This window comes from Streptomyces sp. PA03-5A, from assembly GCF_033792725.1.
Taxonomy (GTDB): Bacteria; Actinomycetota; Actinomycetes; order Streptomycetales; family Streptomycetaceae; genus Actinacidiphila.
The window spans coordinates 20,219-41,337 of record NZ_JARAVL010000005.1 but is presented as its reverse complement, the minus strand read 5'-3'; the positions used below and the strand labels follow the sequence as shown (position 1 = coordinate 41,337).

At 73.0% G+C, this 21,119-nt stretch carries 18 protein-coding genes; 7 read left to right on the top strand and 11 right to left on the bottom strand.

What is annotated here, in order from left to right; translation table 11 throughout:
• Positions 1–102: 102 nt before the first annotated feature.
• From PV410_RS07475 to betA, 5 genes are all read right to left on the bottom strand, one after another.
• Positions 103–1,092, bottom strand: a complete 990-nt coding sequence (locus tag PV410_RS07475) for an ABC transporter substrate-binding protein (protein ID WP_500323100.1) — start codon at positions 1,090–1,092, stop codon at positions 103–105.
• Between the two features lie 19 nt (positions 1,093–1,111).
• The gene (locus PV410_RS07470; RefSeq protein WP_500323099.1) at positions 1,112–3,100 is read right to left on the bottom strand and encodes an ABC transporter permease subunit; all 1,989 of its coding nucleotides are present in this window, start codon (positions 3,098–3,100) and stop codon (positions 1,112–1,114) included.
• Positions 3,100–4,200 (bottom strand): quaternary amine ABC transporter ATP-binding protein, encoded by a 1,101-nt coding sequence (locus PV410_RS07465; protein ID WP_500323098.1) that lies wholly within the window; start codon positions 4,198–4,200, stop codon positions 3,100–3,102. Before PV410_RS07465 ends, PV410_RS07470 begins: the two co-directional genes overlap by 1 nt.
• 20 nt (positions 4,201–4,220) lie before the next feature.
• On the bottom strand, positions 4,221–5,690 hold the full coding sequence (locus PV410_RS07460; RefSeq protein ID WP_500323097.1) for an aldehyde dehydrogenase family protein: 1,470 nt from the start codon (positions 5,688–5,690) through the stop codon (positions 4,221–4,223).
• A gap of 140 nt (positions 5,691–5,830) precedes the next feature.
• The gene (betA, locus tag PV410_RS07455; protein WP_500323096.1) at positions 5,831–7,495 is read right to left on the bottom strand and encodes a choline dehydrogenase; all 1,665 of its coding nucleotides are present in this window, start codon (positions 7,493–7,495) and stop codon (positions 5,831–5,833) included.
• A gap of 206 nt (positions 7,496–7,701) precedes the next feature.
• Here betA and PV410_RS07450 point away from each other — a divergent pair, with 206 nt between their 5' ends.
• On the top strand, positions 7,702–8,499 hold the full coding sequence (locus tag PV410_RS07450; RefSeq protein ID WP_500323095.1) for an IclR family transcriptional regulator: 798 nt from the start codon (positions 7,702–7,704) through the stop codon (positions 8,497–8,499).
• Here the strand turns inward: PV410_RS07450 and PV410_RS07445 are convergent.
• From PV410_RS07445 to PV410_RS07435, 3 genes are all read right to left on the bottom strand, one after another.
• Positions 8,487–9,620 carry an aromatic ring-hydroxylating oxygenase subunit alpha gene (locus tag PV410_RS07445; protein ID WP_500323094.1) on the bottom strand — a complete coding sequence of 378 codons (1,134 nt, stop codon included), beginning with the start codon at positions 9,618–9,620 and terminating at the stop codon, positions 8,487–8,489. The genes PV410_RS07450 and PV410_RS07445 overlap by 13 nt on opposite strands.
• A gap of 82 nt (positions 9,621–9,702) precedes the next feature.
• Entirely contained in the window at positions 9,703–10,872 is a 1,170-nt protein-coding gene (locus tag PV410_RS07440) for an NAD(P)/FAD-dependent oxidoreductase (RefSeq protein WP_500323093.1), read from the bottom strand.
• Entirely contained in the window at positions 10,869–11,231 is a 363-nt protein-coding gene (locus tag PV410_RS07435) for a bifunctional 3-phenylpropionate/cinnamic acid dioxygenase ferredoxin subunit (RefSeq protein ID WP_499515329.1), read from the bottom strand. Before PV410_RS07435 ends, PV410_RS07440 begins: the two co-directional genes overlap by 4 nt.
• A gap of 260 nt (positions 11,232–11,491) precedes the next feature.
• On the opposite strand from PV410_RS07435, the gene PV410_RS07430 reads away from it, so the two are divergent.
• From PV410_RS07430 to PV410_RS07420, 3 genes are all read left to right on the top strand, one after another.
• Entirely contained in the window at positions 11,492–12,217 is a 726-nt protein-coding gene (locus tag PV410_RS07430; RefSeq protein WP_499515328.1) for a response regulator transcription factor, read from the top strand.
• A gap of 195 nt (positions 12,218–12,412) precedes the next feature.
• The gene (locus tag PV410_RS07425; RefSeq protein WP_500323092.1) at positions 12,413–15,187 is read left to right on the top strand and encodes a SpoIIE family protein phosphatase; all 2,775 of its coding nucleotides are present in this window, start codon (positions 12,413–12,415) and stop codon (positions 15,185–15,187) included.
• An 84-nt stretch (positions 15,188–15,271) separates the two neighbouring features.
• Positions 15,272–16,306 (top strand): helix-turn-helix domain-containing protein, encoded by a 1,035-nt coding sequence (locus PV410_RS07420; RefSeq protein ID WP_500323090.1) that lies wholly within the window; start codon positions 15,272–15,274, stop codon positions 16,304–16,306.
• Here PV410_RS07420 and PV410_RS07415 read toward each other — a convergent pair.
• A complete protein-coding gene (locus PV410_RS07415; protein ID WP_500323088.1) occupies positions 16,293–17,717 on the bottom strand; it encodes a sensor histidine kinase in 1,425 nt (474 codons plus the stop codon). The two genes, PV410_RS07420 and PV410_RS07415, sit on opposite strands and share 14 nt — an antisense overlap.
• Before the next feature lie 115 nt (positions 17,718–17,832).
• Here PV410_RS07415 and PV410_RS07410 point away from each other — a divergent pair, with 115 nt between their 5' ends.
• The 3 genes from PV410_RS07410 (at position 17,833) to PV410_RS07400 (ending at position 19,343) form a co-directional block, all read left to right on the top strand.
• Entirely contained in the window at positions 17,833–18,777 is a 945-nt protein-coding gene (locus PV410_RS07410) for a D-2-hydroxyacid dehydrogenase family protein (RefSeq protein WP_500323087.1), read from the top strand.
• 146 nt (positions 18,778–18,923) lie between these two features.
• Positions 18,924–19,082, top strand: a complete 159-nt coding sequence (locus PV410_RS07405) for a hypothetical protein (protein ID WP_500323085.1) — start codon at positions 18,924–18,926, stop codon at positions 19,080–19,082.
• Between the two features lie 3 nt (positions 19,083–19,085).
• Positions 19,086–19,343 carry a DUF4190 domain-containing protein gene (locus PV410_RS07400; RefSeq protein WP_499515322.1) on the top strand — a complete coding sequence of 86 codons (258 nt, stop codon included), beginning with the start codon at positions 19,086–19,088 and terminating at the stop codon, positions 19,341–19,343.
• A gap of 43 nt (positions 19,344–19,386) precedes the next feature.
• Here PV410_RS07400 and PV410_RS07395 read toward each other — a convergent pair whose 3' ends face one another.
• Together PV410_RS07395 and PV410_RS07390 are read right to left on the bottom strand one after the other, a co-directional pair.
• Positions 19,387–20,019, bottom strand: a complete 633-nt coding sequence (locus tag PV410_RS07395) for an MBL fold metallo-hydrolase (RefSeq protein WP_500323084.1) — start codon at positions 20,017–20,019, stop codon at positions 19,387–19,389.
• Positions 20,016–21,101 carry an S-(hydroxymethyl)mycothiol dehydrogenase gene (locus PV410_RS07390; RefSeq protein WP_500323083.1) on the bottom strand — a complete coding sequence of 362 codons (1,086 nt, stop codon included), beginning with the start codon at positions 21,099–21,101 and terminating at the stop codon, positions 20,016–20,018. Before PV410_RS07390 ends, PV410_RS07395 begins: the two co-directional genes overlap by 4 nt.
• Positions 21,102–21,119 lie beyond the last annotated feature (18 nt).

The following is a 21,119-nucleotide window of genomic DNA, read 5'->3' as shown; positions in this document are numbered from 1 at the left end:
ACGGCCCGGGGAACGACGGTGCCCGGCGGGCTGTCGGAACAGCCCGCCGGGCACGGGAACGGCGCGTTGCGGCGCGGTGCGCCCCGGTGGCGCGGCGCAGGGTTACTTGACCCAGGCGTCCACCTTGCCGGGGTTCGCCTTCACCCACTTCTCGGCGGCGGCTTCGGGGCTCATCTTGTCGACGGCGATGTACTTGGCGACGAGGTTCTGGTCCTCGTTCGTCCAGCTGAAGTTCTTCACCAGGTCGTAGGCCGGGCTGCCGGAGCCGGCGAACTTCTTGCTGACGATCTTGTCCAGGTCGTAGACGGGGTAGTCGCAGGCGACCTTCTCCGCGTCGGCGTCGCAGCCGGCCTCGTACGGCGGCAGCTCGACCTTGGCGAGCGGGACCTCCGACAGGAACCACTGCGGCTCGTAGAAGTAGCCCAGCAGCCACTGCTGCTTGGCCTCGGCCTGCCGGAAGGCCTGGATCAGCGCGGTCTCGCTGCCCGCGTACACCACCTTGAAGTCCAGCTTGAGGTTCTTCACCAGGGCGGCGTCGTTGGTGACGTACGACGGGTCGCCGTCCAGGAGCTGGCCCTTGCCGCCGGACTCGGAGGTGCGGAACTTGTCGGCGTACTTGTCGAGGTTCTTCCAGTCCGTGATGTCCGGGTGCTCCTTCGCCAGCCACGGCGGCACGTACCAGCCGATCACGCCCTTGTTGCCGGTCGGGCCCGCCTCGACGGCGGTCTTCTGCTGCTCGACGTACTTCTTCTTCAGGTCGTCGTGGCCCCAGTTCTCCAGGATCGCGTCGACCTCGCCGGTGCCGAAGCCCTGCCAGGCGATCTCCTCCTTGAGGTCCTTCTTCTTGACCGTGCAGCCCAGCTTCTCCTCGGCGACGTACGCCACGACCGCCGCGTCCGCCTCGTAGCCGACCCACGGGTTGACCGCCAGGTTGAAGGTGCCGCACTTGCCGGAGGAGCCCCCGGAACCGGCGTCCGACCCGCCGACCTTGGCGCCGCCGCAGCCGGTGAGGACGAGCCCCAGTGCCGCGGCCCCGGCCGCCCCGGCACGCCATCGCGCCGACCGGCCGGCCGCCCTCAGGTGTGTTGCCATGTGTCTACCGCCTCCTGCCCTAGCGCCCGCCGGGCACCCTCGTGGTGCGCCCGGCCGCGGCCTGAGTGATCCGGTCGAACATCACGCCGAGCAAGACGATGGCGAGTCCCGCCGCCAGCCCCTTGCCGTACAGCTCGCCCTGCGAGAAGCCGGCCACGACGTCGTAGCCGAGGGCGCCCGCACCGACCAGGCCGCCCACCACGACCATCGACAGCACGTAGATCAGGCCCTGGTTGGTCGCGAGCACCAGGGCGCCGCGCGACATCGGCAGCTGGACCTTGGTGACGAGCTGCCAGGTACTGGACCCGGCCGCCGCCGCGGCCTCCACGGTCGTCTCCGGTACGCCCCGGACGCCGTCGGCGACGATCTTCACCGTCACGGGCGCGGCGTACACGACGGCGGCGACGATCGCGGTGAAGCGGCTCGCGCCGAACAGCGCGAGGAACGGAACGAGGTAGACGAAGGGCGGCATGGTCTGCGCCGCGTCCAGGCCGGGCCGGACGATCCGGTCGGCGAGCGCGCTGCGGCCCATCCACACGCCCACCGTGACCCCGAGCAGCATCACCAGCAGCGTCGCCACGACGGTCGAGGCGAGCGTGGTCATCGCGTCCTGCCACACCCCGGTGCCCACCAGCAGCCCCACGCACACCGCGGCGGTGCCGCCGGCGCCGAGGCCGCCGAGGACCGTTCCCAGGGCCACCAGCACGAGGCCGGTGAGCCACCACGGCGAGTCGGTGAGCAAGGTCTGGAAGGGGTTGAGGAGCGCGTTGGTGAGCACGTCGCGGACGGCGCCCGTGACCCCGGACAGGTGCTCCTGCGCCCAGGTGGTCACGGTGTCGGCGGCACTCGCCAGGGAGCGCCCCGCTCCGCCCTGGCCGGGGAACTCCGCGGCCCAGACGTAGGTGTGGGACAGCCAGGCGGCGACCGCCGCGGCGACGGCGCCCGCGGCGAGCAGCGGCCCGCGCCAGCGCCGCAGGCGGCCGCCGGAGCCCTGCCCGCGCTCCGTCCTGACGGCGGCCGCGGTGGTGACCCGGTCCAGGACGATGGCCATGACGACGATGGCGAGGCCGGCGTTGAAGGCGGTGCCGACGTCGAGCGACTGCAGGGCCTGGACGACGGTCTTGCCGAGGCCGGGGGCGTCGATGAGGGCCGCGATGGTAACCATGGACAGGGCCGCCATGATGCTCTGGTTGACGCCCATCACCACGGTGCGGCGCGACATCGGCAGCAGCACCTTGGTGAGGGTCTGCACCCTGGTCGAACCGAGCGACTCCGCCGCCTCCACCGTGGTCGCGGGCACCGAGCGGATGGCGTGCGCGGTGATGCGGACGGCGGGCGGCGCCGCGTAGATCAGGGTGGCGATGGTGGCGGAGGCCGGCCCGATGAGGAAGAAGAGGGTGAGCGGCGCCAGGTAGACGAAGGTCGGCATCGTCTGCATGAAGTCCAGCACGGGGGTCAGGACGCGGTTCACCCGCGGCGACAGCCCGGCCCACACGCCCAGCGGGATGCCGAACAGCAGCGCCACCAGCACCGCCGACACGGTGAGCGCCAGGGTGTCCATGCTCTCCTGCCACAGGCCCTGCAGCCCGAAGAAGGTGAAGCCCGCGACGGCCAGCAGCGCCACGCGCCAGTTGCCCAGCGCCCAGGAGACGTAGCCGGCGATCGTGACCACGCCGAGCCAGCCGATCTGCGGCACCGGGCGGCCGTCGGGCGGCTGCGAGATCAGCGTCTGGACGAAGGTCACCAGGGTGTCGATGACCAGCCGGATCTCGTTGAAGAAGTAGAGGAAGAGCGGGTTGCTGTTGCGGTCCGCGCCGATGGTGTCGTTGACGTCGTTGAACCAGCGGTGCAGCGAGGTCAGGTCGGCCGCCGCGAGGGCGAGCGTCTGCCGGCCGCGCAGGAGCGCGAAGAGCACCAGCCACAGCACGACGATGCCCGCCACGACGGCCCGGCGGCGCAGCCGGACGGGCGCGAGCCGTTCGCGTGCCCCGGAGGCGGCGACCGCCATCACGCCCCGCCTTCCCGGCCCGCGACGACGGCGAGGATCTCCTCGTCGCCGACGACGCCGAGCAGCCGTCCGTCCTCGACGACCCTGACCGGCTTCTCGGCGGCGAGCACGGCCCGTGTCGCCTCGCGGACGACCGTGCCGGGGCCGAGTTCGGGGCCGTCGAGGGCGTCGTCGGGCCGCGGGTCGCGCATGATCCAGCGGAGCGTCAGCACGTCGGCCCGCGGCACGTCCTTGACGAAGTCGCGCACGTAGTCGTCGGCGGGGGCGCCGACCAGTTCGTCGCCCGTGCCGCACTGCACCGTCCGGCCGTCGCGCATGATCAGGATGCGGTCGCCGAGCTTGAGGGCCTCGGACAGGTCGTGGGTGATGAACACCATCGTTTTGCCGACCTCGTGGTGGAGGCGGATGACCTCGTTCTGCATGTCGCGGCGGATCAGCGGGTCGAGCGCGGAGAAGGGCTCGTCGAAGAAGAGGATGCCGGGGTCCCCCGCCAGTGCCCGGGCCAGGCCGACGCGCTGCTGCATGCCGCCGGAGAGCTGGTCGGGGTAGGAGTTCTCGTAGCCCGCCAGGCCCACCAGTTCGACGACCTCCAGGGCCCGCTTGACGCGCTCGGTCCGGCCCATGCCGCGGATCTCCAGGCCGTACGCGACGTTGTCGACGACCCTGCGGTGCGGCAGCAGGCCGAAGTGCTGGAAGACCATGGAGAACCTGTTGCGGCGCAGTTCGCGCAGCCGTTTGGCGTCGGCGGCGCGGATGTCCTCGCCCTCCAGGACGACCTGGCCGGCGGTGGGTTCGACGAGCCGGGTCAGACAGCGCACCAGGGTCGACTTGCCGGAGCCGGACAGGCCCATCACGACGAAGACCTCGCCGGGCGCGACGTCGAAGTGGACGTCGCGCACGGCCGCGGTGCAACCCGTGCGCTCCATCAGCTCACGGCGGCCGAGCCCGCGCAGCTCCTGCGATTCCGGCACCCTGTCGGCCTTCGGCCCGAACACCTTCCACAGCCCGCGCACGGAGATGACCGCGTTCCGGTCCTGGTCCTGGTCCTCGTCGTGGGACGCGCCGCGCCGCTGCGGCACATCGGTCGGTGCTGGGGTCACGGTCGGCCTCTCCTGGGCGTTCAGCCGCGGAACCAGTGCTGCGGCCTGGGTCGGATGTTCTGCCAGATGTGCTTGGGCTCGCGGTACTCGTCCAGGCCGGTCGGTCCCAGCTCCCGGCCCACGCCCGAGTGGCCGAAGCCGCCCCATTCCGCCTGCGGTACGTAGGGGTGGTAGTCGTTGATCCACACGGTGCCGTGGCGCAGCCGGCGGGCGACCCGCTGGGCGCGGCCGGCGTCCCCCGTCCAGACGGCGCCGGCGAGGCCGTACTCGGTGTCGTTGGCGATGCGGACGGCGTCGTCCTCGTCGGTGAAGCGCTCGACGGTCAGCACGGGTCCGAAGGACTCCTCGTGGACGACGCGCATGCCCTGGTCGCAGTCGTCGAGAACGGTCGGCGGGTAGTAGAAGCCGTCCTGGAGCGCCGGGTCCGTGGGGCGGGCGCCGCCGAGGCGCAGCACGGCGCCCTCGGCGATCCCGGCGGCGACGTACGCCTCGACCTTGTCGCGGTGGGCGGCGGAGATCAGCGGGCCGGTCTCGGCCGCGGGGTCGAAGGGGCCGCCCAGGCGGATCGCGCCGGCGCGCCGTACGACCTCGTCGACGAAGGCGTCGTGGACCGTGTCCTGCACGATCAGCCGGGCCCCGGCGGAGCAGACCTGGCCGGAGTGCAGGAAGACGGCCGTGAGCGCGAAGTCCACGGCCGTCTCGAAGTCGGCGTCGGCGAAGACCACATTGGGGTTCTTGCCGCCGAGCTCGAGGGCGACCCTCTTCACCGTGGCGGCGGCCGCGGCCATGACCCGCTTGCCGGTCTCGAGACCGCCGGTGAAGGAGACCATGTCGACGCCGGGGTGCTCGGCGAGCGGGGCGCCGGCCCCGGGCCCGGCGCCGAGGACCAGGTTTCCGGCTCCGGGCGGGAGTCCGGCCTCCTCCAGGGCCCGCATGAGGAGCACGGAGGTGGAGGGGGTCAGTTCGCTGGGCTTGAGGACGAACGTGTTGCCCGCGACGAGCGCGGGCGCGACCTTCCAGGAGGCCTGCAGCAGCGGGTAGTTCCAGGGGGTGATCAGGGCGCAGACGCCGACCGGCTCGTACTCGACACGGCTGACGGCGTCGTCGCGGCCGGTGTCGACGACCCGTCCGGCGGAGGTCCCCGCGATGCCGCCGTAGTGGCGCAGGCAGGCGACGACGTCGGCGACGTCGTACTCGCTCTCCACGAGCCGCTTGCCGGTGTCGAGGGATTCGGCGCGGGCGAATTCCTTGGCGTCCCGTTCGACGATGCCCGCGGTGCGGAGCAGGAGGGCGCCGCGTTCGCGCTCCGGGGTGCGCGGCCAGGGGCCGTGGTCGAAGGCGGCGCGGGCGGCGGCGACCGCGGCCTCCGCGTCGGCGCCGGTCGCCTCGGAGACCGTCGCGACGAGCACTCCGTCGGCGGGGCAGCGGATCTCCCGGCGGCCTCCGGCCACCGCCTCGCGCCACTCTCCGTCCAGGTACAGGTCTGCCACGCGCGGAGTCCTCGCTTCGTTGCACATAGCGCATCGAATTGCTTGTGGTGGAACACCCTGTCCGAACGGCCACCGGCCGTCAAGGGGTGGCACGGGGTGTACGGCACATCTTGATCCGGTGAACGCGGCACCGGACACGATCAGTTGGCGGTGGCCTCGCGGTGCCGGTAGAACTGCGCCTTCGAGGGCGGCAGCGGTTCACGGCCGAGGATCAGATCCGCGGCCTTCTCGGCGATCATCATCACGGGGGCGTAGATGTTGCCGTTGGTCACGTAGGGCATCACGGAGGCGTCGACCACGCGGAGTCCCTCCACGCCGTGCACCCGCATGCTCGCCGGGTCGACCACGGCCATCGCGTCGGTGCCCAGCCGGCACGTGCAGGACGGGTGGAGGGCGGTCTCGCCCTCCTTGGCGACCCACGCCAGGATCTCCTCGTCGGTCTCGACCCCGGGGCCGGGCGAGACCTCGCCGCCGTTGAAGGGGGCGAGCGCGGGCCGGCCGAGGATGTCGCGGGCGACGCGCACCGCCTCGACCCACTCGCGACGGTCCTGTTCGGTGGACAGGTAGTTGAAGCGCAGCGCGGGCTTCTCGCGCGGGTCCCTGCTCCTGATCTTCACCGAGCCGCGGGCGTCGGAGTACATCGGCCCCACGTGCACCTGGTAGCCGTGGCCGCCGGCCGGGGCCGAGCCGTCGTAGCGCACCGCGATGGGCAGGAAGTGGAACATCAGGTTGGGGTAGTCCACGTCCTCGTTGCTGCGCGCGAAGCCGCCGGCCTCGAAGTGGTTGGTGGCGGCGGGACCCTTGCGGAAGAGCCACTGCAGACCGATGAAGGGGTAGCGCCACTTGGCCAGGTAAGGCTGCATGGAGACCGGCTGCGTGCAGGCGTACTGGACGTAGACCTCCAGGTGGTCCTGGAGGTTCTCGCCGACGCCGGGCAGGTCGTGCACGACGTCGATGCCGAGCGCGGCCAGTTCCCCGGCGTTGCCGACGCCCGACAGCTGCAGCAGCTGGGGCGAGTTGACGGCCCCGCCGCAGAGGACGACCTCGCGGGCGCGCACCTGTTCGCGGCTGCCCCTGCGGCGTTCGTACTCCACGCCCACGGCGCGCTTGCCCTCGAAGAGCACCCGGGTGACCAGGGTCCGGGTCCGCACCGTCAGGTTGGGGCGCCTGCGCACCGGGTCGAGGTAGGCCCGGGCGGCGGAGAGCCGGCGGCCGCGGTGGACGTTGCGGTCGAAGGGCGCGAAGCCCTCCTGGCGGTAGCCGTTGACGTCGTCGGTGAGCGGATGCCCCGCCTCCTGGACCGCCTCGAGGAAGGCGGGGAACAGCGGGCTGGAGGCGGGCCCGCGCTCCAGGACGAGCGGACCGTCGTGGCCGCGGAACTCGTCGTCGGGGCCGGCCGCGAGGCAGTTCTCCATGCGCTGGAAGTACGGCAGGCAGTGGGCGTAGTCCCAGTGCTCCATGCCGGGGCCCTCGGCCCAGCGTTCGTAGTCCATGGGGTTGCCGCGCTGGAAGATCATGCCGTTGATGCTGCTGGAGCCGCCGAGCACCTTGCCCCGGGCGTGGTAGATCCGCCGTCCGCCCATGTGGGGCTCGGGCTCGGACTCGTAGCCCCAGTCGTAGAAGCGGCTGCCAATGGGGAAGGTGAGCGCCGCCGGCATGTGGATGAAGACGTCCCACGGGTAGTCGGGGCGGCCGGCCTCCAGCACCAGGACACGGTTGGCCGGATCGGCGGACAGCCGGTTCGCGAGGGCGCAACCGGCGGAGCCCCCACCGACGATGACGAAGTCGTACTGCACGGGAGCCATGTCAGCCTCGTCTCACTCGTCTCGCTTGAATCGCTCGTCTCGATCGCGCGGTCGACAGGTCGACTGGCGCAGCATGCTAGTACGGTGCCGCTATGCGCACCAGGTTGCGAGCCGCGCAACTTGACACCGGAGTTTCGGTCGCGTTTCCCGTCCGGACTCCGCCGGGGAACCCCGACGCTGTTGTTTACCGCGCGTATAGTTTCGCTGTGGGCAACTTCAGTGCAGATACCGAAACAACCGCTGCGCAGCCGGGCGGCGTCCAGTCCGTGGACCGGGCCATCAGCGTGCTGGAGATCCTGGCGCAGCGCGGCGAGGCCGGCGTGAGCGAGGTCGCCGCCGAGATCGAGGTCCACAAGTCGACGGCGTTCCGGCTGCTCGGCGCGCTGGAGGCACGCGGGCTGGTGGAGCAGGCGGGCGAGCGCGGCAAGTACCGGCTCGGCTTCGGCATCGTGCGGCTGGCCGGCGCGGTGACCGGCCGCATCGACATCACCCAGCAGGGCCGGCCGGTCTGCGAACGGCTCGCCGAGGAGATCGGCGAGACCGTCAACATCGCCGTGATGGAGAAGCACTTCGCGATCAACCTGTACCAGGTGCGCGGACCGGCGGCCGTGACCGCGCACAACTGGGTCGGCCAGCTCACGCCGTTGCACGCGACCTCCAGCGGCAAGATCCTGCTCGCCCACCTCTCCGCCGCGCAGCGCGCGGAACTCCTCACGGACGCGGGCCTGGAGAAACTGACCCCGCACACCCTCACCTCGCGGACGAAGCTGGAGAAGAACCTCGCCGAGGCCAGGGAGCGCGGGTACGCCTGGACGCTGGAGGAACTGGAGATCGGCCTGCACGCGATGGCCGCCCCCGTCCGCTCGCGCGACGGCGAGGTCATCGCCGCCGTCAGCGCCTCCGGCCCCTCGTACCGCTTCACCCAGGAGCGCATGCACGAGCTCGCGCCGCTGCTGGTCGCCGGGGCGGCCGAGATCAGCCACCGCATGGGCTACCTGGGCTGAGCCGTGCCGAGGCGCTCGTGGACCCAGTCGTGGAAGCCGGCGATGTGGTGCTCGCTGGGGACCAGCACCCCGCCCTTGGCGTAGAGCCGGGATCCCATCGCGGGCTGGCAGCGCTCGCAGGCCTCGAAGTCCTGGCGGTTGACCCGGTCGAAGAGCTCCACCGAGCGGCCGACGTCCCTGCCCGCGGTGACGACCTCCTCCAGGTAGAGCCAGTCGCACTCGACGACCGTGCGGTCGGCCGCGACCGGGTACATGCGGTGGAAGATCACGTGGTCCGGCACCAGGTTGACGAAGACCTGCGGCTTGATGGTGATCGCGTAGTAGCGCCGGTCCTGGGCCGCGGAGACCCCCGGTATACGGTCCAGTCCCGGCGAGCCGTCCACCGTGAAGCCCTCGATGTCCGCGCCGAACTCGGCGCCGTGGCCGACGTAGTACTGCGCGGCGTAACCGCCGGCGAACTCCGGCAGCACCTCGGTCAGTTCGGGGTGGATCGTGGCGCAGTGGTAGCACTCCATGAAGTTCTCGACGATGAGCTTCCAGTTGGCCCTGACGTCGTACACGATCCGCCGGCCGACCCTCAGGTCCTCGATGCCGTAGCGCTCCAGGGACTCCACGTCCCCGAGCCGGGTGACCACCTCGCCGACCACCTGCTCCTCGAAGGAGGGCGGGTCCTCGGCCAGGCAGACCCAGACGTACCCCAGCCATTCGCGGACGTGGACGGGGACGAGCCCGTACTCGGTACGGCCGACGTCGGGCATCTTGGTGAGGTTGGGGGCCGCCACGAGCCTGCCGTCCAGGTCGTACGTCCAGGCGTGGTACGGGCATTGGAACGCCCGCCTGACCTCGCCGCCCTCCTCGGTGAGCAGCCGGGCGCCGCGGTGCCGGCACACGTTGTAGAAGGCGCGCACCGCGTGGTCCCGGGACCGGGTGACCAGGATGCTCTCGCGGCCGACGTCCACGGTCCTGAAGGCGCCCGGCCTGCCGAGCTCGGAGGAGCGAGCCACGCAGAACCACATCGTCTCGAAGATGCGCTCCTGCTCCTGGGCGAAGATCCCGGGGTCCGTGTAGTAGGAGCCGGGGAGGGTGGCGATCAGGCTGTCCGGCAGACCGGTCGGGGTCACGGGCACTCCTTGCGGGACGTTGTGTAATGAGCAACGGAGTGTGCACTGCGCAACTGCAGCATGTGGTGCCGCTCCGGCGCTGTCAAGACGCGACGACGGCCAGCTGCTTGCGCCAACGGGTGAACGACCGGGGCCGGTTCATGCCCAGTACGGCGACCGGAACCCCGCCCCTGCGGTAGACCGCGAGGACGTCCCGTTCCTCCGCGACGCCCTCCTCGACCGTGACGGTGTCGGCCCCCGCGGCGCGGCCCGCGAACTGGATGCGCACGCCGTACTGGTCGGACCAGAAGTACGGCGGGCGGGGGGCCCGTTGCCCGCCCGCGCCGCCGGACAGCAGCGCGGCGACGGCGGTGGCCGGACGCTCCAGGGCACCCGTCCAGTGCTCCACGCGGTGGTGCGCGCCGGCGGCCGGGTCGTACCAGGCGGCGCAGTCGCCGACGGCGACGACGCCCGGCAGGCCCGTGCGGCCGTCGGCGCCACACAGGACACCGTCGCCGAGCTCGATCCCGCACCCGGCGAGCCAGTCCGTGCACGGGCGCGCCCCGATGCCGACGACCACGGTGTCCGCGGGCAGCCTGCGGCCGTCGGCCAGGACCACGGCCACCATCCGCCCCTCGCCGTCCGCCTCGGTCCCGCGCACCCCCGTGCCGCACAACAGCCGTACACCGTGGTCGGCGTGGAGGCCCGACACGACGCCGCCCATCGTCTCGCCGAGCGGACCCGACAGCGGGGTGGGCGCCGCCTCGACGACGGTGACGTCCAGGCCGAGGGCGTACGCGGTCGAGGCGACCTCGGCCCCGATGAAGCCGCCGCCGATGACGACGAGCCGCCCGCCGCGCGCCAGATCGGCCCGCAGTGCGCGGGCGTCGTCCAGGGTGCGCAGGGTGTGCACACCGGACCGGCCCGCCGCGCCGGGCAGGGTACGGGCAGCGGCCCCGGTGGCGATGACGACTCCGTCGGCGGTGACGGCGCTGCCGTCCGCGAGCCCGACGACCCGCGTGCCCGGGTCGAGCGTCACGGCCCGGGCGCCCAGCAGCCATTCGGCCCCGAGGTCCTCGCCGTCCGCCTCCAGGACCAGGGCCGCCTCGTCGGCCTGTCCGACGAGGAACTCCTTGGACAGCGGCGGCCGGTCGTACGGCCGGTGCGGTTCGTCGCCCACGACCACCAGCCGGCCGTCGTACCCCTGGGCGCGCAGTGCCCGCGCCGCCGACAGCCCCGCCAGCGAGGCGCCGACCACGAGGACCGCTCTCATCCGGCTCCCCCGGCGAGCCGGCCGGCCGCGCACGAGGGCGGGCCGGGGGCGGCCGCCGACAGCCGTACGTGGATCACGCCGTCCTCGACCACGACCTCGTGCGTCCGCACGGGCCGCCGGGCCGGGGGCGCGTCCACCGCACCCGTGCGCAGGTCGAACTTCGAGGCGTGCAGCGGGCACTCGACCTCGCACCCCTCCAGCCAGCCGTCCGCGAGCGACGCGTCCTGGTGGGTGCAGGTGTCGTCGACGGCGTAGAGCTCGCCCTCCTCGGTGTGGAACACCGCGACGGGCGGGTCGGTCTCGAGCCGGAAAGCCTCGCCACGCGGGAGGTCCGCGAGCCGGCACACGGGAATCATCATGACACCTCGGTGCGTATGGCGGAACTGATTGCGGTTGACGCAACATCAGTGTGGGGGTGCCCCCCACCCCTGTCAAGGCATCGTCCGGACACCCGGAATCCGCATCTGACGGGGGCTCATCCGCAGCTCCGCGGGGGAGGCCGGCGGCGGATCGTCGCGATTCGGTCACGGGGGTTGTCCGGGTTCAGCTGAATGACATAATCCGTTCCTCTTCTGTGTGACAACGGCCGGAATACGGCCCGGAGGAAGTGACCCGCGGCATGAACGTGACCGTCTCGGCCCAGCAGCCCCGCGTGCTGGTCGTGGAGGACGAGGCGAGCATCGCCTCGATGCTCGCGATGGCGCTGCAGTTCCTGGGCTTCGACGTGGTCACGGCCGGGACCGGCGAGGAGGCGGTGAGCACGGCCGCCGATCGCGCCGCCGACGTGATCCTGCTCGACGTCGGACTGCCCGACCTCGACGGCTTCGAGGTGTGCCGCAGGCTCCGCGCCGCCCGGGTCGACGCGCCCGTCCTCTTCCTCACGGCCCGGGACGCCGTGGAGGACAAGATCAGGGGCCTGGCCCTGGGCGGCGACGACTACGTCACCAAGCCCTTCGACATCAACGAGGTCGCGGCCCGCGTGAACGCCCTGCTGCGCCGGGGCCGGGCCCCCGAGCCTGCCGGGCGCCGGCTGCGCGCGGGCTGGGTCGAACTGGACGCGGACACCCACGAGGTGTGGCGGCACGGCCGGCCGGTCCAGGTCTCGGCGACCGAGTTCGCGCTGCTCCGCTTCCTGCTGGAGAACCCGGACCGGGTGGTGTCCAAGGGGCAGATCCTCGACGCCGTGTGGAGCTGCGACTTCCAGGGCGAGTCCGGGATCGTGGAGACCTACATCTACTACCTGCGCCGGAAGCTCGGCGACACCGACCAGTCGCTCATCCGCACCGTGCGGGGGGCGGGCTACCTGGTGAGGGCGGCGCCGGCCGGCGATACGGCTTCGCGCTGACGGTGCCCGCGCGCGGCGCTATGTTGGCCTTCGGAGGAAAGCCGACGAGAAGAGGGCACGATCCCGAACGAAGCCGCCGCCCAGGAGCCTGAAGCGCCGCTCGACCAGCCGGGAGCGGAGCGGCTGCGCCTGCTCCGGTCCTCGGGCGACGACCAGGGCGAGCGCGAGGCGCTGCGACTGGGACTGCAGCAGGCCGTGGCGGCGCTGAACGGCTTGGGCGGACTGGTCCACCTGCGCGGGCAGGCGGCCCGGGGCGGAGTGCCCCTGCGCCTGGCCGCCAGCACCGGTCTGCCCAGGAACCTGACCCGTGCCTGGCTCTTCCTCCCCCCGCAGGACGCCACCGCGCCGGGCCGCGCGACGACCGGGGGCGAACCGGTGTGGCTGCCCACGACGGAGACGACCCCCGGCCCGCTGCCCGGCGGGTCCGGGCTCGCCGCCGTACCGCTCCCCGGCCCCGAGGGCCCGCTCGGCGCGCTCTCGGTGGTGACCGCGGACGCCGTACCGCCGGCTCCCGGCGCGTGGGAGCTGCTGCGGGGGATCGCCGCGTGGGTGTCGGAGCGGCTGGGCCGTACGGCGGCCGTCGGGTCGCGCGAACGCTGGCGCCTGGCGGAGGGCGGCTCGGGTTCCCGGCCCCGGGAGACCCCGTCCGACGTGGGCATCGGCACCTGGGAGTGGAACGTCCGCACCGGCGAGGCCTACCTCGACGAGACCGCGCGCTCCGTCTTCGGGATGTCCCCGCAGATGTACGACGGTCGCCTGGAGACCTGGGTGGAGCTGGTCCACCCCGAGGACCTGCCCTGGGTGATCGCCGACGCCGAGGAGGCCGCCCGGGCCCGCGGCGGCTTCGCCTGGGAGTACCGGGTCCGCCGGCCCGACGGGACCTTCCGCTGGGTGCAGGCCCGCGGCCGCAGCGTGCTCGGTGCGGACGGCAAGGCCGTCCGGCTCGCCGGTGTGCTGTGGGACAGCACGGAGACCCGGATCGCGATGGACGCCGCCGGCCGGGCCCTGCGTCACATGAGCGACGGCTTCCTGGCGGTCGACGACGACGGCCGCATCGCCTTCGCCAACCCCCAGGCCGAGCGGCTGCTGGGGGCGCGGCGGCCCCTGGTCGGCGCGGTGCTGTGGCACCTGCCCGGCGTCCACGACTCGGAGCTCGAGGCCCACTGCCGCCGGGCGGCCGAGGGCGACGCGACCGTCAGCGCGGACATCGAGTGGGGCGGCGGCACGCGCCGCTACCACCTGCGCGTCATGCCCGTACCCGACGGCCTGACCCTCTACCTCACCGACGTCACCGAGCACCGGCTCGCGGAGGAGGCCCGCGCCGACGCCGCCCGCACCGCCGCCGACCGCGCGGCGCACATCGGCCGGCTGACCACCGCGCTCGCCGAGGCCGTCACCGTCAAGGACGTCGTCGCCGCGGTCGCCGACCGCGTGCTGCCGCTGTTCGACGCCACCGGGCTGATCATCAAGACGCTGGAGGGCGACCTGCTGCGCGTGGCCGGCTTCGTCGGCTACCCCCCGGGCCTGATGGAGCGGCTCAGCCGGACCCGGCTCGCCGAGGGCAGCCCCAGCACCGACGCCATCCGCGAGCGCGTGCCCCGCTACATCACCTCCGCCAAGGAGTTCCACGAGGCGTACCCGGCCCGGGTCCACCTCCAGGAGTGGTCCCAGAAGCACGCCTGGGCCTTCCTGCCGCTGATCGTCTCCGGGAAGGCCGTCGGCTCCTGCGTCGTCTCCTTCTCCGAGCCGCGCCCGTTCAGCGAGGAGGAGCGCACCCTGCTGACCGCGCTCAGCGGGCTGGTCGCCCAGGCCCTGGAGCGGGCCCGGCTGTACGACGCCGAGCACGGACGGGCCCAGGAGCTGCAGCGCGGCCTGCTGCCGCGCGTCCTGCCCGAACTGCCGGCGGTCAGCGCCGCGGCGCGCTACCTGCCCGCCGTCGAGGGGACGACGGTCGGCGGGGACTGGTACGACGTCATCCCGCTCTCCGCCGACCGGGTCGCACTGGTCATCGGGGACGTGATGGGGCACGGCATCTCCGAGGCCGTGACCATGGGGCGGCTGCGAACCGCGGTGCACACCCTCGCCGGTCTCGAACTGCCCCCCGACGAGCTGCTCGCGCACCTCAACGAGCTGGTCAGCGACCTCGGGGACGACTTCTACGCGACCTGCCTGTACGCCGTGTACGACCCCACGAACCGCACCTGCGCGTTCTCCCGGGCCGGGCACCCGCCGCCCGCGCTGGTGCTGCCCGACGGCACCGTCCACTTCGCCGGGCACTCGCCGGACCCACCACTGGGCGCCGCCACGCCGCCGTTCGCGACCGTGGAGCTCGAGATCCCCGAGGGCAGTCTGCTGGTGCTCTACAGCGACGGCCTCGTCGAATCCTCCCGCCGGGACATCGACACGGGCATGGCCGGGCTGGCGAAGGCCCTCACCGGCGCACCGGCTGCGGCGCCCGTGCGGCCGGCGGACGGCCGCCGGGGCGAGGTGGAACGCCTGGGAAGGCTCTGCGACGAGGTCGCCGCCGCCCTCGACCCCCACCAGGAGCACGCCGGGGACGACGCGGCCCTCCTCATCGCCCGCACGCACGCCCTGTCGCCCGGCGACGTCGCCTCCTGGTCCCTGCCCGAGGACCCGCTCGCCGCGGGCCAGGCACGCGAGCACATCCGCCGCCGGCTGGACGGCTGGGGACTGGGCGAACTGGTCATGACGACCGAGCTGATCGCCAGCGAACTGGTCGGCAACGTGGTCCGGCACGCCCGGGGCCCCATCGGCCTGCGGCTGATCCGCAGCCGCACCCTCGTCTGCGAGGTCTCGGACCGCAGTCTCAGCACCCCCCGGATCCGGCACGCCGGCGACACCGACGAGGGCGGCCGCGGGCTGCAGCTGGTCGCCGCGCTGTGCCAGCGCTGGGGCACCCGCTACGTCCCCGGCGGCAAGTGCATCTGGACCGAGCAGGCGATCCCCTGACCGTCGTGAGAGCGGGCGATCCCCAGCGCGGACTCTGATCCCGCTTTGATGTGACTTTGATGCTCCGGTGCTTGGCTTGCGCGCATGACCACCCACGCACCGGTGTCCACGGGCCTGGATTCCTGTCTTGACCTGGGATTCACCGACTCCGGCGGAGGCGAGCCCTCGCTGCGGCGGGAGCTGTTCGCCGCCCTGATAGAAGTCGTCTCCGGCTCGGGAGAGTGGAGCGAGCAGACCGCCGCGCGGATCCGCGGCGAGGGGCTCGCCTGGGCCGCTCGGGGCGAGCCGGTGAGCGCGCTGCGGGTCGCTGTCCAGGAGACGACGGAGTACATCCTGGTCTCCGGCGGGCACGCTGCGGCCGGGGCCGACGGCTCGCGCGGCGAGTTCGCCCGGCGCCTGACGGACGCGGGGCGCCGTGTGGCCCGGGAGCTGAACCGGGGCTACTTCGCCCAGTCCGGGCGGGAGGCCCCCGCCTCGGTCCCGGAGCCACCGCGGCCCGGGCCGTCCTACGCCCCGCCCGCCTACGCCGTGATGGCGCTGCGCGCGCCCGGCCTCCCCCTCGGCGACGTCGAGGCGGTGGCCCGCGGCCACGGCGGCCCCGAGACGGCCGTGCTGCCCTCGGCGCGCGGGCTGTACGTGCTCACCCCCGCGCCACGCCACCAGGAGTCCGTCGACCTGGCGGACCGCATCCACCGCGACCTCGCCGGGACGGCCCGGCTCGCGGTGCACTGGAAGCCCTACAACGAGGTGACGGCGGGTCAGCTGCTGGTGGACGACATCTGCGCGGTGGTGGACGCGCTGGGCTTTGGACCCGGCGTCTACGAGCTGGACGACGTCCTGGTGGAGTACGCGGCAGCGCAGACGCCCGACATCGCCCAGCGGCTGGTCGGCATGGTGCAGCCGGTGCTGGACGACCAGGTGCTGCGGGAGACGCTGAGCGCGGTGATCTCCGCCGACGGCGACCCGGACCTGGCGTGCGAGCTGCTCACGCTGCGCCGCAAGTTCTTCGACCGCCGACTGCACCGGGTCGAGGAGCTGACCGGCCGGCGCCTCGACGGCCCGCGCGACCTCCAGGTCCTCAGGACGGCCGTCGCGGTCGCCGCGATCATGCGCCAGTGAGCGTCGGCAACCGCACCCGGAACCACGCACCCGACTCCGAGGCCTCCACCCGCACCGACCCCGCGTGCGCCGCGGCGATCGCGGCCACGATGCTCAGGCCCAGTCCGCTGCCGGGGGCGGGGTGGTCGTCCCGGCGGGCGGGGCGGGGGGTGCCGCCGCCGGCGCGGAAGAACCGCTCGAAGATCCGCTCGCGCAGTTCCTCGGGTATCCCGGGCCCGCCGTCGATGACGTCGACGATCTGCTCGTCGCCCTCGCGGCCGACCCGCACCTCGGCGGGGACGTCGTGGGCGGTGTGCGCGACCACGTTGGCCAGCAGGTTGGTGACCACCTGACGGAGCCGGTCGGGGTCACCGGTCACCATGTGGGGCCCGGGTTCCACGACGAGGGTCACCGGGCGGTCGGGGTCGACGACGCGGGCGTCGGCCACCGCGTCGGCGCAGAGTTCGGCCAGGTCCACGGGGCGGCACTCGAGGGGGCGGCCCTGGTCGAGGCGGGCCAGCAGCAGCAGCTCGTCCACGAGGGCGGACATCCTGCGGGTCTCGTTCTGCACCCGGCGCATGGCGTCGTCCAGACGGGCCGGGTCGTCGAGGGCACCGAAGCGCACCAGCTGCGCGTAGCCGCCGATCGCGGTGAGCGGGGTGCGCAGCTCGTGGCTGGCGGCGCCGACGAAGTCGCGCAGCTGCTCCTCGGCCTTGCGGCGGCGGTTGAACTCCTCGTCGACCCGGCCGAGCATCGCGTTGACGGCGTCGGCCAGCGCCTCCACCTCCGCCGTCGACACCGGGGCGGCGACCCGCTGCGAGAGTGCGCCCTCGGCGGCGAACCGGCGGGCGGTGGCGGTGATCTCCTTCAGCGGCGAGATGGTGCGGCGGCTGAAGTACAGGGCGCCGAGCACGACTCCGGCGACCAGCGGCACACCGGAGACGGCCTCGATGACCACGAGGTTGTGCACCGTGGCCGCGTCGTCCGCGGTGGACTCCGCGATCACCAGGTAGCCGCCGTCGGGGAGCTTCTCGACGACCGCCCGCATCGGGGCCGGGCCGACCGTGCCCGCCCGGCCGGCGGTCGCCATGCGGTCCAAGTCGGCGCTGGACAGCCGGATGACGGCCCGCTCCACCATCGCACCGGACTCGCGCTGGACAACCCTGCCGATGGCGTCGGTGAGCAGCACCACGGCCGTCGCCCCGGCGGGCTTGAGGTCAGAGCTGGTCTCCAGTTCGTCGAGCCGGTCCTGGCGTATGGAGGCCAGCTGCTGGTCCAGCCGGTTCCGCAGGCCGTCGGCGAGGGCGTGCGCGGCGTAGACGTCCGCGGCCGCGACGCCGACCGTGGTGATCGCCAGGAAGCCGAGCGCGAGGCGCCAGTACAGCGAGCGGGGCCACCAGCGCAGCCGGCGCCGCCTGCCGGGTGTCTCCACGTGCCCACCCCTCGTCCGGTTCCGGCGGCTGCCGGGATCCGGCCGCTTTCCGAGCAGATACTAGGACAGACCCCGGGGACACCCGTTCGACCGATCGAGCTGAGGAGACCGCACCATGCGCATCGCCGTCCTGGACGACTATCAGAAGGCGGCGCACCGGTTCGCCGACTGGGACGCGCTGGGAGCCGAGGTGGTCTTCCTCCACGACCACGTCTCCGGTACGGCCGAACTGGCCGAGGCGCTGGACGGCTTCGACGTGGTGGTCGCCATGCGCGAGCGCACCCCCTTCACCGAGGAGCGCTTCGCGGCGCTGCCGGCGCTGCGGCTGCTGGTGACCACCGGGATGGCGAACGCCTCCGTCGACCTGGACGCCGCCCGCCGGCACGGGGTGACGGTGTGCGGCACGGAGAGCGTCGCGCACGCCACGGCCGAGCTGACCTGGGGGCTCGTCCTGTCGCTGGTCCGGCACCTCCCCGAGGAGACGGCCGGGATGCGGCGCGGTGAGTGGCAGCACACGATCGGCGGCGACCTGCACGGCCGGACGCTGGGCGTGGTGGGGCTGGGCCGGCTGGGCGCGCGGGTCGCCTCCATCGGCACCGCCTTCGGGATGCGCGTCCTGGCGTGGAGCGCCAACCTCGACCCGGAGCACGCCGCCGCGTGCGGCGCGCGGGCGGTCGGCAAGCGTGAGCTGTTCTCGCAGTCCGACGTCGTCACCGTGCACTACAAGCTCAGCGCGCGCAGTACCGGGCTGGTCGGCGCCGAGGAGCTGGGCTGGATGAAGCCCACGGCGCTGCTGGTCAACACCTCGCGCGGTCCGCTCGTCGACACCCCGGCGCTGGTCGCCGCGCTGCGCGAGCACCGGATCGCCGGTGCGGCCCTGGACGTGTACGACACCGAGCCGCTGCCCGCCGGGGACGTCCTGCGGAGCCTGCCGGGCGCGCTGCTCACCCCGCACCTGGGCTACGTCACGGAGGCGACGTACGAGGTCTTCTACCAGCAGGCGGTCGAGGACATCGCGGCCTTCCGGGACGGCGCGCCGCTGCGCGTGCTCACCGCCTGAGCGGCGGGCGCGCTTTCCGGCCGAACCGGCGTCCCGGCACCCGCGGGGCGCCGGTCCGCGTTTTCCGGGGGCGGTGGTGGGCAGAAGCTCCGTGTACAACCGTTCACCGAATTTCCCGGAACGTCGGAGCACAGGGAAGGACCGGAATGCTGTTCCTGGTGGCCGCACTGGCCCTGTTCGGGCTGCTGCTCGGACCGGTCGCGCATCTGCCGCTGCACGTGACCCTCGTCGCCGCCGCCGGCATCGTCGGGTGGCTCGCGCTGTACGCGGCACGCCGGCGCGTCGCGCACCGAAGGGAGAGGTGAGCGATGCCCGGGACACCCGTGAGCACACGCCGCGCCCACGCGGACGGCGCGGCGGTGGCGTCGTTCGTCCTCGGACTGGTGGGCCTGCTGGTCTTCAGCGTGGTCCTCGGCCCCGCCGCCCTGGTGCTGGGCTCGATGGCACTGTTCCAGGGGACCGCCCGCCGCGGGCGGGCCGTGCTGGGGCTCGTACTGGGGGCGGCCGACCTGGTCGTGCTCGCGGTGGTGACCGCGAGCGACCACGCCTACGTGTGGTCGCTCTGACCGCGGTGGCCGCCGCACCCGTGGGTGCGGCGGCCATGGGGGCTCAGTGGCCGCGGGCGATCCACTCGTCCAGATGCGGGGCCTCGGCGCCAATGGTGGTGCTGTCGCCGTGGCCGGTGCGGACGACCGTCTCCGGCGGCAGGGTCAGCAGCCGCTCGCGGATGGAGTCGATGATGGTGGGAAAGTCCGAGAAGGACCGCCCCGTGGCGCCCGGGCCGCCCTGGAAGAGGGTGTCGCCGGTGAAGACCGTGCCGAGGGCCGGCGCGTACAGGCAGACGGCGCCCGGCGCGTGGCCCGGGGTGTGCAGCACCGTGAGCTCGATGCCGGCCACCGCGATGATCTGACCGTCCGTCAGCTCTTCGTCCGGGGAGCGCTCCGGGTGGGTCTGCTTCCACAGCGGCAGGTCGTCGCCGTGCAGCAGGATCTTCGCGCCGGTGCGGGCGGCGAGCGCGGGCGCGGCGTCGACGTGGTCGTTGTGGGCGTGGGTGCTCACGATCGCGACCAGGCGGCGGCCGCCCAGCGCCGCGGCGATGGCATCGGCGTCGTGGGCGGCGTCGACGACGATCGCCTCGGTGTCGTCGCCGACGATCCAGACGTTGTTGTCGACGTCCCAGGTGCCGCCGTCCAGCGAGAAGGTGCCCGAGGTGACGAGGTGGTCGATGCGGGCGGTCGTCACAGGACCACCACCGAGCGCAGCACGTCGCCGTGGTGCATCCGCTCGAAGGCCTTCTCCACCTCGTCCAGGGCGATGGTCTCGGTGACGAAGGTGTCCAGGTCCAGCCGGCCCTGCAGGTGGAGGTCGATGAGCATGGGGAAGTCGCGGGAGGGCAGGCAGTCGCCGTACCAGGAGGACTTCAGGGCCCCGCCGCGGCCGAAGACGTCCAGCAGCGGGAGTTCCAGCTTCATCTCGGGGGTGGGCACGCCGACCAGGACGACGGTGCCGGCCAGGTCGCGGGCGTAGAAGGCCTGCTTGTACGTCTCGGGGCGGCCGACCGCCTCGATGACGACGTCGGCGCCGAAGCCGCCGGTCAGCTCGCGAACCGCCTCGACGGGGTCGGTCTCCTTGGAGTTGACGGTGTGCGTGGCGCCCAGCTTCTTCGCCGTCTCCAGCTTCCGCGCGTCGATGTCGACCGCGATGATCTTCGCGGCACCGGCCAGCCGGGCGCCGGCGATCGCCGCGTCGCCCACGCCGCCGCAGCCGATGACGGCGACGGAGTCGCCGCGGCCCACGTTGCCGGTGTTGATGGCCGCGCCGATGCCCGCCATGACACCGCAGCCCAGCAGCCCGGCGACGGCCGGGGAGACGGCCGGGTCGACCTTGGTGCACTGCCCGGCGTGGACGAGGGTCTTCTCGGCGAAGGCCCCGATGCCGAGGGCCGGGGAGAGCTCGGTGCCGTCCAGCAGGGTCATCTTCTGCTTGGCGTTGTGGGTGTTGAAGCAGTACCAGGGGCGGCCGCGCAGACAGGCACGGCACTGGCCGCACACGGCACGCCAGTTGAGGACGACGAAGTCACCGGGAGCGACGTCGGTGACGCCCTCGCCGACCGACTCCACGATGCCCGCCGCCTCGTGGCCGAGCAGGAACGGGAAGTCGTCGTTGATCCCGCCCTCGCGGTAGTGCAGGTCGGTGTGGCAGACCCCGCAGGCCTGGATCCGTACCAGCGCCTCCCCGGGCCCCGGGTCGGGCACGACGATCGTTTCCAGGCTGACGGGGGAACCCTTCTCCCGGGCGACGACGGCACGGACCTGGTGAGCCATGGGGCACTCCTCGGCTGG

Excerpts from the sequence above, each read along its gene's own strand:
- PV410_RS07475 (WP_500323100.1), bottom strand. The coding sequence starts at position 1,092 with ATGGCAACACACCTGAGGGCGGCCGGCCGGTCGGCGCGATGGCGTGCC.
- PV410_RS07470 (WP_500323099.1), bottom strand. The coding sequence starts at position 3,100 with ATGGCGGTCGCCGCCTCCGGGGCACGCGAACGGCTCGCGCCCGTCCGG.
- betA (WP_500323096.1), bottom strand. The coding sequence starts at position 7,495 with ATGGCTCCCGTGCAGTACGACTTCGTCATCGTCGGTGGGGGCTCCGCC.
- PV410_RS07440 (WP_500323093.1), bottom strand. The coding sequence starts at position 10,872 with ATGAGAGCGGTCCTCGTGGTCGGCGCCTCGCTGGCGGGGCTGTCGGCG.
- PV410_RS07435 (WP_499515329.1), bottom strand. The coding sequence starts at position 11,231 with ATGATGATTCCCGTGTGCCGGCTCGCGGACCTCCCGCGTGGCGAGGCT.
- PV410_RS07430 (WP_499515328.1), top strand. The coding sequence starts at position 11,492 with ATGAACGTGACCGTCTCGGCCCAGCAGCCCCGCGTGCTGGTCGTGGAG.
- PV410_RS07420 (WP_500323090.1), top strand. The coding sequence starts at position 15,272 with ATGACCACCCACGCACCGGTGTCCACGGGCCTGGATTCCTGTCTTGAC.
- PV410_RS07410 (WP_500323087.1), top strand. The coding sequence starts at position 17,833 with ATGCGCATCGCCGTCCTGGACGACTATCAGAAGGCGGCGCACCGGTTC.
- PV410_RS07405 (WP_500323085.1), top strand. The coding sequence starts at position 18,924 with ATGCTGTTCCTGGTGGCCGCACTGGCCCTGTTCGGGCTGCTGCTCGGA.
- PV410_RS07400 (WP_499515322.1), top strand. The coding sequence starts at position 19,086 with ATGCCCGGGACACCCGTGAGCACACGCCGCGCCCACGCGGACGGCGCG.
- PV410_RS07390 (WP_500323083.1), bottom strand. The coding sequence starts at position 21,101 with ATGGCTCACCAGGTCCGTGCCGTCGTCGCCCGGGAGAAGGGTTCCCCC.